Here is a 12,499-nt window from a genome sequence, read left to right on the forward strand (position 1 = left end):
AGGGTGCGACCCTGCAAAAAACAAGGCCGCCTTTCGGCGGCCTCACTTTTCTTTACTTCAGCTTGATCTCGCGCAGGCGTTCCTCGAGGAAGCCGTGGGCGGTGATCGGCTCCGGGTACCGGCTCGGGTTCTCCGGGGTGATGCACGAGGGCAGCACGTCGATCAGGAAGTCCGGGTTCGGGTGCAGGAAGAACGGCACCGAGTAGCGCGGCTGGCGCGCCAGCTCGCCCGGAGGATTGACCACGCGGTGGATGGTCGACGGATAAACATGGTTGGTCAGGCGCTGCAGCATGTCGCCGATGTTGACCACGATCGTGTCCGCGTCCGAGGTGAACGGCACCCACTCGCCGTCGTGCGACTGCACTTCCAGGCCCGCGGCACTGGCACCCACCAGCAGGGTGATGAAGTTGATGTCGCCATGAGCACCGGCACGAACGTTCGGGATGTCGTCGGTGGTGATCGGCGGGTAGTGGATCGGGCGCAGGATCGAATTGCCGAAGTTGGTCTTGTCGGCGAAGAAATTCTCCGGCAGGCCGATGTGCAGGGCGAGCGCCGACAGCACGCGCGACCCCAGGTTATCCAGCGCCTGGTACAGGCCGTACCCCCGCTCGCGGAAGCCCTCGACTTCGGTCGGCCACAGGTTCGGCGCCATCACGTCACGGTACTTGGAGTCGTCGGCGATCTCGCGGCCGATGTGCCAGAACTCCTTCAGGTCGAAGTGCTTGGAGCCCTTGGCGGTCTCCACGCCGAAGGGGGTATAGCCACGGGCGCCGCCGCTGCCAGGCACGTGGTACTTGCGCTTGACCTCTTCCGGCAGGGCGAAGAAGGCCTTGAAGGCATCGTAGGCCGCGTCGATGTCGGCCTGCGGGATGCCGTGGTTGCGGATGCCCGCGAATCCCCATTGGCGATAGGCCGCGCCCAGCTCGGCCACGAAGGCCTCGCGGTCGCTGTCGAAACGGGTGATGTCGAGGGTGGGGATCTGGCTCACAGCGGTTCCTGGCTTGTCATTGGGTCTGGGGGGCCAGCGCATTCATGGCCCGCCTGAACATTGTGACAGATCGCCCGGGGGACGCCACTCGATACGAAGAAACAAACCGATACAATGCGCGACCCGCGCGCGGATTAACACTTCCGTCACGTTGGGCCCGCCCCTTTGCCCGCTCCCTGAATCCGCCCCGCCATGTCCGCAGCCGCCCCTGCCGCACCCGCCCTTGAAGGTTCCACCCGGCGTTGGCGCCGGCTGGCCTGGTGGTCGCTGTTCGTCGCCGGCAATGCGGCCCTGGCTGCGGCGATCGCACTGGGCAACGTGCCGCTGCGGGACAATCCAGGCGGCAGCGCGGGCCTGGCCTACCTCGCCATCGCCCTGCCCGGCCACCTGCTCGCGTTCGGTGCGCTGGCCGGCCTGCTGCCATTGCTGCTGGGGCTGTGGCCACGCACTGCCCGTACGCTGAGCATCAGCGCCGTTCTCCTGCAGGGCCTGTGGCTGTGCCTGCTGCTGGTCGACGCCAAGGTGTTCACCCTGTACCGCTTCCACCTCAACGCCATGGTCGTGAACATGGTGTTCGGCGGCGCCCTGCAGGACCAGGTCGCCCTGTCCTGGAAGACCTGGCTGCAGGTCGCGCTGCTGGTCGCCGCGGTCTTCGCCGCCGAAGGCCTGCTGGCCTGGGCGTGCTGGAAGCTGTTGCCGGCAGCGCCGCGCCGGCGACGGGTGCTGCAGGCGTGGGCAGCGGTCGCGCTTCTGATGGCCGGCGGCCAGGTCGCCACCGCCTACTACGACGCCCGTGGCGACCGCGATGTGATCGCGCAGTGGAACTACCTGCCGTGGGCGCAACCGATCACCGCCAAGAGCTTCATGCGGCGCCTGGGCGTGGTCAGCCAGCAGCAGGCCGGCCTGCCCGACCCGCGCCATGCGCAGCTGCAGTACCCACTGCACCCGCTGCGCTGCCAGAACCCGCATCGCCCCAATGTGCTGATGGTGGTGCTGGAATCGCTGCGCCAGGACGTGCTGACACCGCAGCTGATGCCCAACACGTCGGCGCTGGCGCAGGACGCGCGCGTGTTTGACCAGCACTTCAGCACCGGCAATGCCACCCGCTACGGCCTGTTCGGGCTGCTGTACGGCCTGCCCGGTGGCTACTGGCCAAGCATGCTCGACGAGCAGCGCGGCTCGCAGCTGTTCCAGGTGCTGGGCCAGCAGGGCTACGACCTGCACCTGTACGGCAGTGCGCCGTTGTACAGCCCGGAGTTCGATCGCACGGCTTTCGCCGATGTGCGCGACCAGCTGCACCAGGGCTCATCGGCACTGAAGTCCGACGGCCGCGACCGCGCGATCATCAGTGCACTGCAGCAGGACATCCGCGCCAGCCAGGCGGCGCAGCGCCCGTGGTTCGGCTTCGTGTTCCTCGACTCCACCCACGCGCCCTACCACATGCCCGATGGTTACCCGCCCGTGGCGACGCCGATGGCTGCGGACATCGACTTCCTCAAATTCGGCCCGGAGCACGACCCGACGCCGGAACTCAACCGCTACCGCACCGCCGTGCACTACGCAGACAGCCTGATCGGCTCGCTGCTGGACGACCTTCGCGCACAGGGCCTGGCCGAGGACACCATCGTGCTGGTCACCGGCGACCATGCCGAAGAGTTCAACGACCTCAAGCTGAACTATTGGGGCCACAACGGCAACTTCTCCGACTACCAGCTGCAGGTCCCGTTCGTGCTGCATTGGCCAGGCAGGGCCGCTGGCCGCGACGCCCGCACCAGCTCGCACGAAGACTGGGTACCGACACTGATGCGCCACGCGCTGGGTTGCGAGAACGCACTGACCGATTACAGCACCGGCCAGGACCTGCTGGCCGAACCGCAGGGCCCGCGTGCGCTGGTGGTCGAAAGCTGGTCGCAGCGCGCGATACGCCATGGCGACGCGATCTACGTGTTCGACAAGTTCGGCAACGCCACAGCGCTGGACCGGCACTACCTCCCGCTGCCCCAGCAGGCCCCTGATGCGGCTGCCGTACGCACTGCATGGGAAGCGTTGACCCGCTTCCGCAATCGTTGACCTTCAAGGATCGATCCCGCATGAACCGTCCGCTGCGCATCCTGCACACCGAAGCCGCCAAGGGAATGGGCGGACAGGAGATCTACATCTTCCGCCACATGCAGGTGATGCGCGCGCGTGGCCACGAGGTGGCGCTGCTGTGCCAACCCAAAGCGCGACTGGCCAAGCTGGCACACGACGACGGTTTCACCGTGCACACCCTGCGCATGGGCGGCCTGCTGCGTCTGCTGCGCGGCATCTGGTCGGTCTCGCGCCTGGTGCGCCGCGAACGCTATGACGTGGTCAACACCACCAGCCGCCGTGACGCGCTGATCGCCGCCGCCGGCGCACGCCTGGGCGGCACGCCGCTGGTGGTGCGCTCGCGCCACCTGATGAGCCCGGTCAACTCGCTGCTGACCTATACCGGCCTGCCGCACCGGGTGCTGACCGTCAGCAGCTTCGTCAAGCAGTTGCTGGCCGAGCGCGGCATTCCGGCCGAACACATCGGTATCGTGCCGCCCATCGCGGTCCCGCCGCGCTGGAGCGAGATCCGCAAGGACGACCCCTGGCAATGCCTGCAGGAGGTACGCGCGGAAGTGCGCGCCGAGCTCGGCTTCGGCGAACAGGACATCGTGGTCGGTTGCGTGGCGGTGCTGCGCGAACCCAAGGGCCACGCCGACCTGCTGCAGGCGATGGTGCCGCTGTGCAAGACGCACCCGAACCTGCACCTGGTGGTGGTCGGCGATGGCCAGCCGGTCATGGATCGACTGCAGGCGCTGCGCGACGAGCACGGGCTGCAGCAGCAGGTCCACCTGCTCGGCTATCGTGACGGCGCGTGCCGGCTGATGGCCGGCTTCGACATCTTCGCGCTGGCTTCGCACAAGGAAGCGGCCGGTACCGTCTTCCTGGAGGCCGCCTATGTCGGGGTGCCGATCGTGGCCACGCGCGTGGGTGGCGTGCCGGAAATGGTGGTCGATGGCAGCAATGCGATCCTCACCCGGCTGGGCGACAATGCAGCCCTGACAGGCGCCCTGCGCCTGCTGGTGGACGATCCGGAACGGCGGCGGCAGATGGGCCGCGCGGGCTGGGACTGGATGCGCAGCGCGCACCGGTTCACTCCCGACGGCCACGGTGAGACCACCGAATACTATTACCGCCAGTGGCTGAAGGAGCTGGGACATGGCTGATGCCCGAACCGTACCGGTGCTGATGCACCACCACGTCAGTCCGTCGCCGGGCATGATCACCGTGTCACCGGAAAATTTCGAAAGCCAGATCGCCTGGTTGGCCGGCAACGGCTGGACTTCGCTGACACTGGACCAGTACGCCGGCTTCCTGGCCGGCAAGCCGGTGCCGCGCGAGTCGATCGTGATCACCTTCGACGATGGCTACCTGGACAACTGGGTGTATGCGCACCCGATCCTGCAGAAGTACGGCATGCACGCAGTGGTGTTCGTGGTCACCGGCTGGATGGGTGAAGGCCCGGAGCGGCCCCACGCGGGGCTTGCCGGGGCAGTGCTGCCTGCCACGCCGGACCACCGCGGCTGCGAAGCGGCGATCTACCAGCAGAACCGCAGCGACGACGTGATGATGCGCTGGAGCGAAGCGCGCGCGGCCATCGCCGCCGGCACCTTCGAAGTGCATTGCCACACCCATACCCACACCCGCTGGCTGCGCCGCGACGACCTGGACCGCGCACAGCGCCGTGCGGGCCTGAGCCACGATCTGGCAGTCTCGCGCGAAGTCCTGCGGGACAAGCTCGGCGAGGTGTCCGATACGCTGTGCTGGCCTTACGGCGATTTCGACCAGGACCACATCGAGGTGGCGCGCGAGCACGGCTTCCGCTACCTGCACACCACCCACCCGTTCGGCCGCAACGTGGTCGGCGGCGATCCGGAACGCATCTACCGCTTCGCGATCCGCAACCGCCCGGCCAGCTGGCTGCGAAAACGCATCGCACAGAGCTACAACCCGCTGATCGCACCGCTGTTCAATGGCTTCAAGGCACGCCAGAAGAAGATGGTGCCGGGGCCGTAGGCAGCCCAACGCCTTGCCCCTTCAACGAAAACGCCCCGGCATTCCGGGGCGTTTTCGTTGGGCTGATGTGCAGCGGCCTCAGGCGGCGGCTTCACGGACCGCCGCGGACAGGCGGTCCAGCGTGTCCTGCATCAGCGTTGCATCATCGGCCTCGACCGTGACACGCACCACCGGCTCGGTACCGGACGGGCGCAGGAACGCACGGCCACGGCCGGCCACCGACTGCTGCGCGTCGGCCAGCGCGGCCTGCACACTGTCGGCCTGCACCGTTGCCTTGGCCGAGACATTGCCCAGCCGCACGTTGACCGTCTTCTGCGGCACCCGCACCAGTCCCTTCAATGCCTGGCGCAGGGTCTGCCCGCTGTTGCGCAACGCCACCAGCACCTGCAGCGCACTGACGATGCCGTCACCGGTGGTGGCCCGATCCAGGCACAGCAGGTGGCCGGAGGCTTCGCCGCCGAGCACCCCACCGCCTTCGATCAGCGCCTGGTGCACATAGCGATCACCGACGTTGCTGCGCACGAACGGAATCTGCAGATCGGCGAAGGCCTTCTCCACGCCGTAGTTGCTCATCAGCGTGCCGACCACCGGGCCGCGCAGGCGGCCTTCGGCTTTCCATGCGCGGGCCAGGATGTAAAGCAGGTCATCGCCGTCGACCGGGTTGCCCTGGTCGTCGGCCATCAGCACGCGGTCGCCGTCGCCGTCGAAGGCAATGCCGAGATCAGCGCGGGTTTCGCGGACCTTGGCCGCGAGATTGTCGATATGGGTGGAGCCCACGCCGGCGTTGATGTTGACGCCGTTGGGCTCGGCGCCAATGCCGATCACCTCGGCACCCAGCTCGCGGAACAGCAGCGGTGCGATCTGGTAGGTGGCGCCGTGCGCGCAGTCCAGCACCAGGCGTACGCCACGCAGGTCGAACGCGCGCGGCACGCTGGCCTTGCAGAACTCGATGTAGCGGCCGACCGCCTCGCGGCCACGCGATGCCTTGCCCAGCTTCTCCGATTCGACGGTGGTGAACGGAACGTCCAGCGCCGCTTCGAGGGCAAGCTCGGTGGCATCGTCGAGCTTCTCGCCCTGGGCGGAGAAGAACTTGATGCCGTTGTCGTAGTGCGGGTTGTGCGAGGCGCTGATGACGATGCCGGCATCCACGCCCAGCGTACGGGTCAGGAACGCCACCGCCGGAGTCGGCATCGGCCCCAGCAGCTGCACGTCGGCACCGGCGGCCACCAGGCCGGCTTCCAGTGCCGCCTCGAACATGTAGCCGGAAATGCGGGTGTCCTTGCCGATCACCACAATCGGCCGGCGCCCGTCCTGGCCGCGCTGGGCGACCAGCACACGGCCCAGGGCGTTGCCCAGGCGCAGCACGAAGTCGGCCGAGATCACGCCCTGGCCGACCCGGCCACGGATGCCATCAGTACCGAAGTACTTGCGGCCTCCCATCATGCCACCTCCGGCGCCGGCTGACGGCCCAGCATCGCCAGCAGGTCGGACAGGCGGTCACGCAGCTCGCGGCGGTCGCAGATCTGGTCGATGGCACCGTGCTCCAGCAGGAACTCCGAGCGCTGGAAGCCTTCCGGCAGCTTCTCGCGCACGGTCTGCTCGATCACGCGCGGGCCGGCGAAGCCGATCAGCGCCTGCGGTTCGGCGATGTTGATGTCGCCCAGCATCGCAAAGGAGGCCGAGACACCACCGGTGGTCGGATGGGTCAGCACCGAGATGTACGGCAGCCCGGCTTCACGCAGCTTGCCCAGCGCGGCCGAGGTCTTGGCCATCTGCATCAGCGAGAACAGGCCTTCCTGCATGCGGGCGCCACCGCTCTGCGAGAAGCACACGTAGGGCGCACCGATCTCGACCGCGGTTTCTGCGGCCAGTGCGAAACGCTCGCCGACCACCGAGCCCATCGAGCCGCCCATGAAGGCGAAGTCGAAGGACGATGCCACCAGCGCACGGCCCTTGAGCAGGCCGCGCATGGCGATCAGCGCGTCGTACTCGCCGGTGTTCTTCTGCGCGATCTTGATGCGCTCGCTGTACTTCTTCTGGTCCTTGAACTTGAGCAGGTCGGTCGGCCCCAGGCGCGCACCGATCTCGGTGGTGCTGTCGGCGTCGAAAAGGGCGGCCAGGCGCGCGCGCGCGCGGATCGCCATGTGATGGCCGCACTTCGGGCAGACTTCCAGGTTCTCTTCCAGTTCCGGACGGTACAACGCGCTGCCGCAGTTGCTGCACTTTTCCCACAGGCCCTCGGGGACACTGCGCTTCTTGCTGGGGGTGTTGTCGGTGCGGATGCCGGACGGCATCAACTTGCTGAGCCAACTCATGCGGGAGGACACTTCCGTTCAGGGCGGCCCAGGGGCCGCAAAGGCGGACAGTCTAGCTCCGCTTTCCCCGCCCGTGCACCCCCTTTCCAGCCGCGGGGCAGCCGGAAAAAACCATGCTGGGACGTACGTTTAGGTGCTGGGCGGTACCCGCCGCTGGCCGGCAGCCCTTGCACGCGAGCCATCAGGAGGAGGCCGGCCAGCGGCCGGCAGTCCTGTTACGCGTCCAGCGCCTGCCGCAGCGGGGCGAGGAAGGCCCGGGCGCGCTGCACCGCGTCTTCCGCCGAGCCCGCTTCTGCCAGCGCCGCCACCAGCGCGCTTCCGACCACCACGCCATCGGCCTGGCGGGCCATGGCCGCGGCACTGGCGGCATCCTTGATACCGAAGCCCGCCACTACCGGCACCGATGCGCGCGCGCGCAACGCCTGCAGTCGGGTACTGGCGGCATCGCTGTCCAGGCGCTCGGACGCGCCGGTGACACCGGCAAAGCTGACGTAGTAGAGATAGCCACGGGCCAGCGCCAGCAGCTCGTCGGCTCGCGCCTCGCTGGTGGTCGGCGACGCCAGCAGGACCAGCGCAAGGCCGGCTGCGTCGAACGCCTGCTGGGCGTCGCCCGCTTCTTCCGGCGGCAGGTCGACCAGTAGCACGCCGTCCACGCCGGCGTCGACGGCGGCCTTGGCGAAGGCCGCGTAGCCATGGATCTCCACCGGGTTGAGGTAGCCCATCAGCACCACGGGGGTCTGCGCATCGCGTTCGCGGAACTGCGCCACGGCCTGCAGGACGTAGCGGCTGCCGGCGCCGCGCGCCAGCGCGCGCTCGGAGCTGCGCTGGATGGTCGGGCCATCGGCCATCGGGTCGGAAAACGGCACGCCCAGTTCGATCACGTCGGCGCCGGCCTCGACCAGTGCGTGCATGACCGGCACGGTCGCCTCCAGCGAGGGATCACCGGCGGTGACGAAGGGAATCAGCGCCTTGCGCTGCTGTTCGCGCAGACGCAGGAAACAGGCATCGAGTCGGGATACGGGCATTTCAGGCACATCCTTCAATCAGTTCAATCGCATCGCTGGTTCCCCAGTACATCCGGGTGACCTTCCCTTCAAACAGTTCCAGGCGGATGCCCAGGTCCGAACCCGGGTCCTGCCAGGTGAGGTACTCGCCCTGGTCACCGTCGTAGGCATGCGGGCTGGATACCGGCGGCTTCGGGAACTGTGCCATGGCCTGGGCACGGGTCATGCCGATGCGCAGGCCGAATGGACCGGGCTGTTCAACCGGCAGCTCCGGGTCGTCGCCCGGCTTCAGATCAAAACGGACCACGCGGTCGTCGTCGGTCATCATCGACACGCCCGGCGGCAACCCCCTGCCGTCGTAGTACTCGCAGTCGCCTTCGAAGAACTCTTTCGCGCCCTGTGCCTTCCAGGGCCCCAGTGACTTCAGGTCCCCCATGTGCTGGCCGACCAGCACTTCGCCGGCATGGTCCAGTGCCACCGAGGCGACGGCGGGGGCGTTGTCGCCGTTGCTCTCTTCCGCAGACGGCGGATCGACGATCGGCGTACGCGCCATCGGGTCGAGGTCATCGTTGGCGGCCGGCTGCTGTGCGGGCTGCGCGGTGGCTTTGGCAGCCGGCGCAAGCACTGGCGGTTCCGGCGGCTGGCACGCGGCCAGGCCCAGCACCAGCAGAAGCACCCCGCTGTTCCGCAGCAGCGCGCTCACAGCACCAGCCCTTCGCGCGCGGCGATGGTGTGCACGTCCTTGTCGCCACGGCCGGACAGGTTGCACAGCACGATCTGGTCACGCGGACGCTCACGCGCCAGCTTGATCGCCTGTGCCAGTGCGTGGCTGGACTCCAGTGCCGGCAGGATACCCTCGGTATGCGCCAGCAGGTGGAAGGCCTGCAGCGCTTCTTCATCGGTGATGCCGAGGTAGCGCGCACGGCCGGTATCGGCCAGGAAAGCATGCTCCGGGCCGACGCCCGGATAGTCCAGGCCGGCCGACACCGAGTGGGTCTCGATGATCTGGCCGTCGTCGTCGCACAGCACATAGGTGCGGTTGCCATGCAGCACGCCCGGCCGACCGGCGGCGATCGATGCGGCGTGGCGGCCGGTGCCGATGCCGTCGCCGGCGGCTTCGGCGCCGACGATCTCGACCTGGCGATCGTTGAGGAAGGCGTGGAACAGGCCGATGGCGTTGCTGCCGCCGCCGACGCAGGCGGTGATCGCATCGGGCAGGCGGCCATACTCGGCCAGCATCTGCTCGCGCGCCTCGCGGCCAACGATGGCGTTGAAGTCACGGACCATGCGCGGATACGGATCCGGGCCGGCCACGGTGCCGATGATGTAGAAGGTGTCCTGCACGTTGGTCACCCAGTCGCGCATCGCTTCGTTGAGCGCGTCCTTCAGGGTGGCCGAGCCGGAGGTGACCGGCACCACCGTCGCGCCCAGCAGCTTCATTCGGTAGACGTTGATCTTCTGCCGCTCGATGTCGGTGGCGCCCATGTACACCACGCATTCCAGGCCCAGGCGGGCGGCAACGGTGGCACTGGCAACACCGTGCTGGCCGGCACCGGTCTCGGCGATGATGCGCTTCTTGCCCATCCGCGCGGCCAGCAGCGCCTGGCCGATGGTGTTGTTGATCTTGTGCGCGCCGGTGTGGTTCAGGTCTTCACGCTTGAGCAGGATCTGCGCGCCGCCGACATGGTCGCTCAGGCGCTGGGCATGGTAGATCGGGCTCGGCCGGCCCACGTAATGGGCCAGGTCGCGGTCGTAGGCAGCCTGGAATGCCGGGTCCTGACGGGCCTGGTCATACGCCTGGGCCAGTTCCTGCAGCGGACCCACCAGGGTTTCGGCAACAAAGCTGCCGCCGTAGCGGCCGAAATGGCCCTGGGCATCCGGGAAGGCGTGGTAGTCGGCAATGGGGGAGGCAGACATGGAAGCGACCGCTGGTTCGAGACAGGTGGATACTCTAGCGCACGGGTCTTGACCGGAAAATGGATATTATCTGGCGCATATCGTCAGGAAATCTCACATGAGCCGTTCCCTGCTGCCGCCGCTCAATGCGCTGCGTGCGTTCGAGGCCACCGCCCGTCTCGGCGGCGTTGGCCGCGCCGCACACGACCTGCATGTCACCCACGGTGCGGTCAGCCGCCAGCTGAAGCTGCTGGAAGACCATCTCGGCCTGGCGCTGTTCCAGCGTGCCGGTCGCGGCCTGCGCCTGACCGCTGCGGGCACGCGGCTGCAGGCAGCGTGCAGCGAGGCCTTCGGCGGCATCGAAGACTGCGTGCGCGAACTGCGGCGGCCGGCGGCGGCCCCGGCGCTGGTACTGGGCTGTAGCGGCAGCGTGCTGGCGCGCTGGATGATCCCGCGCCTGCCTGCGCTGCAGGCCGCCCTGCCCGGCGTGCGCCTGCAATGGTCAGCGCTGGATGGCAGCTTCACCGAGGCACAGGCGGCACTGGATGCGGTATTGCTGCTGGCGCAGGGGCCGTGGCCCCGCGGCTGGCAGGTGCGTGAGCTGGCCCCGGAACGGGTCGGCGTGGTGGTGGCCCCCTCGCATCCGGCCGCGCAGCGACTGCGGCATGTACCGCCCTCGGCGCTGCTGCAGGAAACGCTGCTGCACACCAGCTCACGGCCGCAGGCGTGGCCGGCGTGGGCGCAGGCGCACGCTCTGGACCCCGCGAAGCTGCAGCTGGGTACGGCCTTCGAGCATCTGTACTACCTGCTGGAGGCAGCGGTGGCCGGGCTGGGCCCGGCGATCGCACCCGAGCCACTGGTGGCCGAGGACCTGGCCGCCGGGCGACTGGTCGCGCCGTGGGGGTTTGCCGCCACCGGTGGTTTCTGGGTGCTGGCGCGACCGGACGGACCACCTGATGCGCGCGTGGATGCGCTCGCCGACTGGCTGGGCCAGCAACTCCGCTGACAACAAAAAGGGGACGGAGGGAATTAAGTCGCAAGTGGCACAAACGACTTAATTCCCTCCGTCCCCTTTTTTCAGCTGGCGGTCGGTGTGGCCAGGCGCTGCTGCAGGTCTTCGCGCAGGCGCGACAGCTCGACTTCGGCCTGCTGCCGCTGCTGCATCCCTTCGCGATGGATGCTGCGCACTTCTTCCACCGTGGCGATCAGCTGGTCGTGCACATGGCGCAGCGTGGCCACGTCGATCACGCCGCGCTGGTTGCTGCGCGCGGTATCCACCGAGGCCTGGCGCAGCAGGTCGGCATTGCGGCGCATCAGTTCGTTGGTGGCGTCATCGATGGCCGTGGACAGTTCGACCGCAGCCTTCTGTTCGCCCAGCGAGAGCTGGATGGCGAACTGGCGCTTCCACGACGGAATGGTGATGTCGCGGACGGTGTTGAACTTCTCGATCAGCTGCAGAGCGTTGGCCTGGATCAGGCGGATCATCGGCAGCGACTGATCGGCGGCGTGCTGCATCAGCTGCAGGTCGGACACGCGCTTCTCGATCAACCGGATCGCATTGTCGATCTCGCCCTGGCGGATGCGCTGCTGGGGGTCCTCGCTGGCCTGCCCGGCCAGCTGTTCGGCCTGCAGTTCGGCCAGCCGCTGCTTGCCCGCTGCCGCATACAGGCCGAGCGCACGACGTTCTTCGCGGACGATATCGTGCATGCGGTCGAACTCGCCCACGCGCTTGCCCATCAACGCCTGCTGCACGCCGACGTCGGCCAGCAGCTGTTCGATCTGCGCGTTGGTGTCGCTGAACTTCTGCACCAGCTCGCCCTTGGAGGCGCGCATGCGGTCGATCAGGCCACCGATCACCGGCACCTTCGAACGCTGGCCGAAGCCATCCAGCTTCAGGCTGCGCGCGATGCGCACCACCTCGCCCAGCTTCTCGCCACTGGCATCCAGGTCACGATTGCGCACCTGGTCCAGCAACTGGCTGGAGAACGCGGCGGTGCGCGTGGCCGCCTCGCGGCCGAACACCTGCAGGTTGCCCGGGCGCAGATCGTCCAGTTCCAGACGGATCTCGGCGATGCGCGGTAGATCCTCGCGGACCAGCCCAAGCGCCTGCAGTGCACCTTCGTCGAGCGCAGTGGCGGTGGTCGTGCCGGGTACGAGGGCACCGGGGGTCTGGCTGTCCTGGGTCATCGGGCAGTCTCCTTGCAGTTGGG

11 protein-coding genes are annotated in these 12,499 nt (G+C 68.0%); 4 read left to right on the forward strand and 7 right to left on the reverse strand.

Annotated features, from left to right (window positions below):
• Positions 1–52 precede the first annotated feature (52 nt).
• Entirely contained in the window at positions 53–1,030 is a 978-nt protein-coding gene (locus tag ACEPA4_RS14060) for an isopenicillin N synthase family oxygenase (RefSeq protein ID WP_049414703.1), read from the reverse strand.
• Between the two features lie 150 nt (positions 1,031–1,180).
• Between ACEPA4_RS14060 and ACEPA4_RS14065 the strand changes: the two genes are divergently transcribed.
• From ACEPA4_RS14065 to ACEPA4_RS14075, 3 genes are read left to right on the forward strand one after another with little or no spacing between them, the layout of a single operon-like run.
• Complete coding sequence (locus ACEPA4_RS14065; protein ID WP_235649402.1) at positions 1,181–3,058, forward strand: DUF3413 domain-containing protein; 1,878 nt, start codon at positions 1,181–1,183, stop codon at positions 3,056–3,058.
• A gap of 20 nt (positions 3,059–3,078) precedes the next feature.
• On the forward strand, positions 3,079–4,224 hold the full coding sequence (locus tag ACEPA4_RS14070) for a glycosyltransferase family 4 protein (RefSeq protein ID WP_262090051.1): 1,146 nt from the start codon (positions 3,079–3,081) through the stop codon (positions 4,222–4,224).
• Positions 4,217–5,074, forward strand: coding sequence for a polysaccharide deacetylase family protein (locus ACEPA4_RS14075; protein ID WP_262090050.1), 858 nt, complete (start codon positions 4,217–4,219; stop codon positions 5,072–5,074). The genes ACEPA4_RS14070 and ACEPA4_RS14075 overlap by 8 nt, the downstream gene beginning before the upstream one ends.
• 78 nt (positions 5,075–5,152) lie before the next feature.
• Here the strand turns inward: ACEPA4_RS14075 and glmM are convergent, their stop codons facing one another.
• The 5 genes from glmM to trpB form a co-directional block, all read right to left on the reverse strand.
• Positions 5,153–6,514, reverse strand: a complete 1,362-nt coding sequence (glmM, locus tag ACEPA4_RS14080; RefSeq protein ID WP_065196991.1) for a phosphoglucosamine mutase — start codon at positions 6,512–6,514, stop codon at positions 5,153–5,155.
• A complete protein-coding gene (gene accD / locus ACEPA4_RS14085) occupies positions 6,514–7,389 on the reverse strand; it encodes an acetyl-CoA carboxylase, carboxyltransferase subunit beta (RefSeq protein WP_005417947.1) in 876 nt (291 codons plus the stop codon). Before accD ends, glmM begins: the two co-directional genes overlap by 1 nt.
• A gap of 215 nt (positions 7,390–7,604) precedes the next feature.
• Complete coding sequence (trpA, locus tag ACEPA4_RS14090; protein ID WP_164092917.1) at positions 7,605–8,414, reverse strand: tryptophan synthase subunit alpha; 810 nt, start codon at positions 8,412–8,414, stop codon at positions 7,605–7,607.
• A 1-nt stretch (position 8,415) separates the two neighbouring features.
• Positions 8,416–9,096 (reverse strand): hypothetical protein, encoded by a 681-nt coding sequence (locus ACEPA4_RS14095; protein WP_005417951.1) that lies wholly within the window; start codon positions 9,094–9,096, stop codon positions 8,416–8,418.
• On the reverse strand, positions 9,093–10,310 hold the full coding sequence (gene trpB / locus ACEPA4_RS14100; RefSeq protein ID WP_005417953.1) for a tryptophan synthase subunit beta: 1,218 nt from the start codon (positions 10,308–10,310) through the stop codon (positions 9,093–9,095). Before trpB ends, ACEPA4_RS14095 begins: the two co-directional genes overlap by 4 nt.
• Positions 10,311–10,407: 97 nt before the next feature.
• On the opposite strand from trpB, the gene ACEPA4_RS14105 reads away from it, so the two are divergent.
• Complete coding sequence (locus ACEPA4_RS14105; RefSeq protein ID WP_005417955.1) at positions 10,408–11,295, forward strand: LysR family transcriptional regulator; 888 nt, start codon at positions 10,408–10,410, stop codon at positions 11,293–11,295.
• A 71-nt stretch (positions 11,296–11,366) separates the two neighbouring features.
• On the opposite strand, the gene ACEPA4_RS14110 is transcribed toward ACEPA4_RS14105, so the two are convergent.
• Positions 11,367–12,476: a toxic anion resistance protein gene (locus ACEPA4_RS14110; RefSeq protein WP_262090049.1), complete on the reverse strand. Its 1,110-nt coding sequence runs from the start codon at positions 12,474–12,476 to the stop codon at positions 11,367–11,369.
• Between the last annotated feature and the right edge of the window lie 23 nt (positions 12,477–12,499).

It is taken from the genome of Stenotrophomonas sp. P2112 (assembly GCF_041897515.1).
Taxonomy (GTDB): Bacteria; Pseudomonadota; Gammaproteobacteria; order Xanthomonadales; family Xanthomonadaceae; genus Stenotrophomonas; species Stenotrophomonas sepilia.

What these genes read in the sequence shown, in the direction of transcription:
- ACEPA4_RS14075 (WP_262090050.1), top strand. Translation starts at nt 4,217, where the DNA reads ATGGCTGATGCCCGAACCGTACCGGTGCTGATGCACCACCACGTCAGT.
- ACEPA4_RS14070 (WP_262090051.1), top strand. Translation starts at nt 3,079, where the DNA reads ATGAACCGTCCGCTGCGCATCCTGCACACCGAAGCCGCCAAGGGAATG.
- trpB (WP_005417953.1), bottom strand. Translation starts at nt 10,310, where the DNA reads ATGTCTGCCTCCCCCATTGCCGACTACCACGCCTTCCCGGATGCCCAG.
- ACEPA4_RS14110 (WP_262090049.1), bottom strand. Translation starts at nt 12,476, where the DNA reads ATGACCCAGGACAGCCAGACCCCCGGTGCCCTCGTACCCGGCACGACC.
- ACEPA4_RS14105 (WP_005417955.1), top strand. Translation starts at nt 10,408, where the DNA reads ATGAGCCGTTCCCTGCTGCCGCCGCTCAATGCGCTGCGTGCGTTCGAG.
- accD (WP_005417947.1), bottom strand. Translation starts at nt 7,389, where the DNA reads ATGAGTTGGCTCAGCAAGTTGATGCCGTCCGGCATCCGCACCGACAAC.
- ACEPA4_RS14060 (WP_049414703.1), bottom strand. Translation starts at nt 1,030, where the DNA reads ATGCGCTGGCCCCCCAGACCCAATGACAAGCCAGGAACCGCTGTGAGC.
- trpA (WP_164092917.1), bottom strand. Translation starts at nt 8,414, where the DNA reads ATGCCCGTATCCCGACTCGATGCCTGTTTCCTGCGTCTGCGCGAACAG.
- ACEPA4_RS14065 (WP_235649402.1), top strand. Translation starts at nt 1,181, where the DNA reads ATGTCCGCAGCCGCCCCTGCCGCACCCGCCCTTGAAGGTTCCACCCGG.
- glmM (WP_065196991.1), bottom strand. Translation starts at nt 6,514, where the DNA reads ATGGGAGGCCGCAAGTACTTCGGTACTGATGGCATCCGTGGCCGGGTC.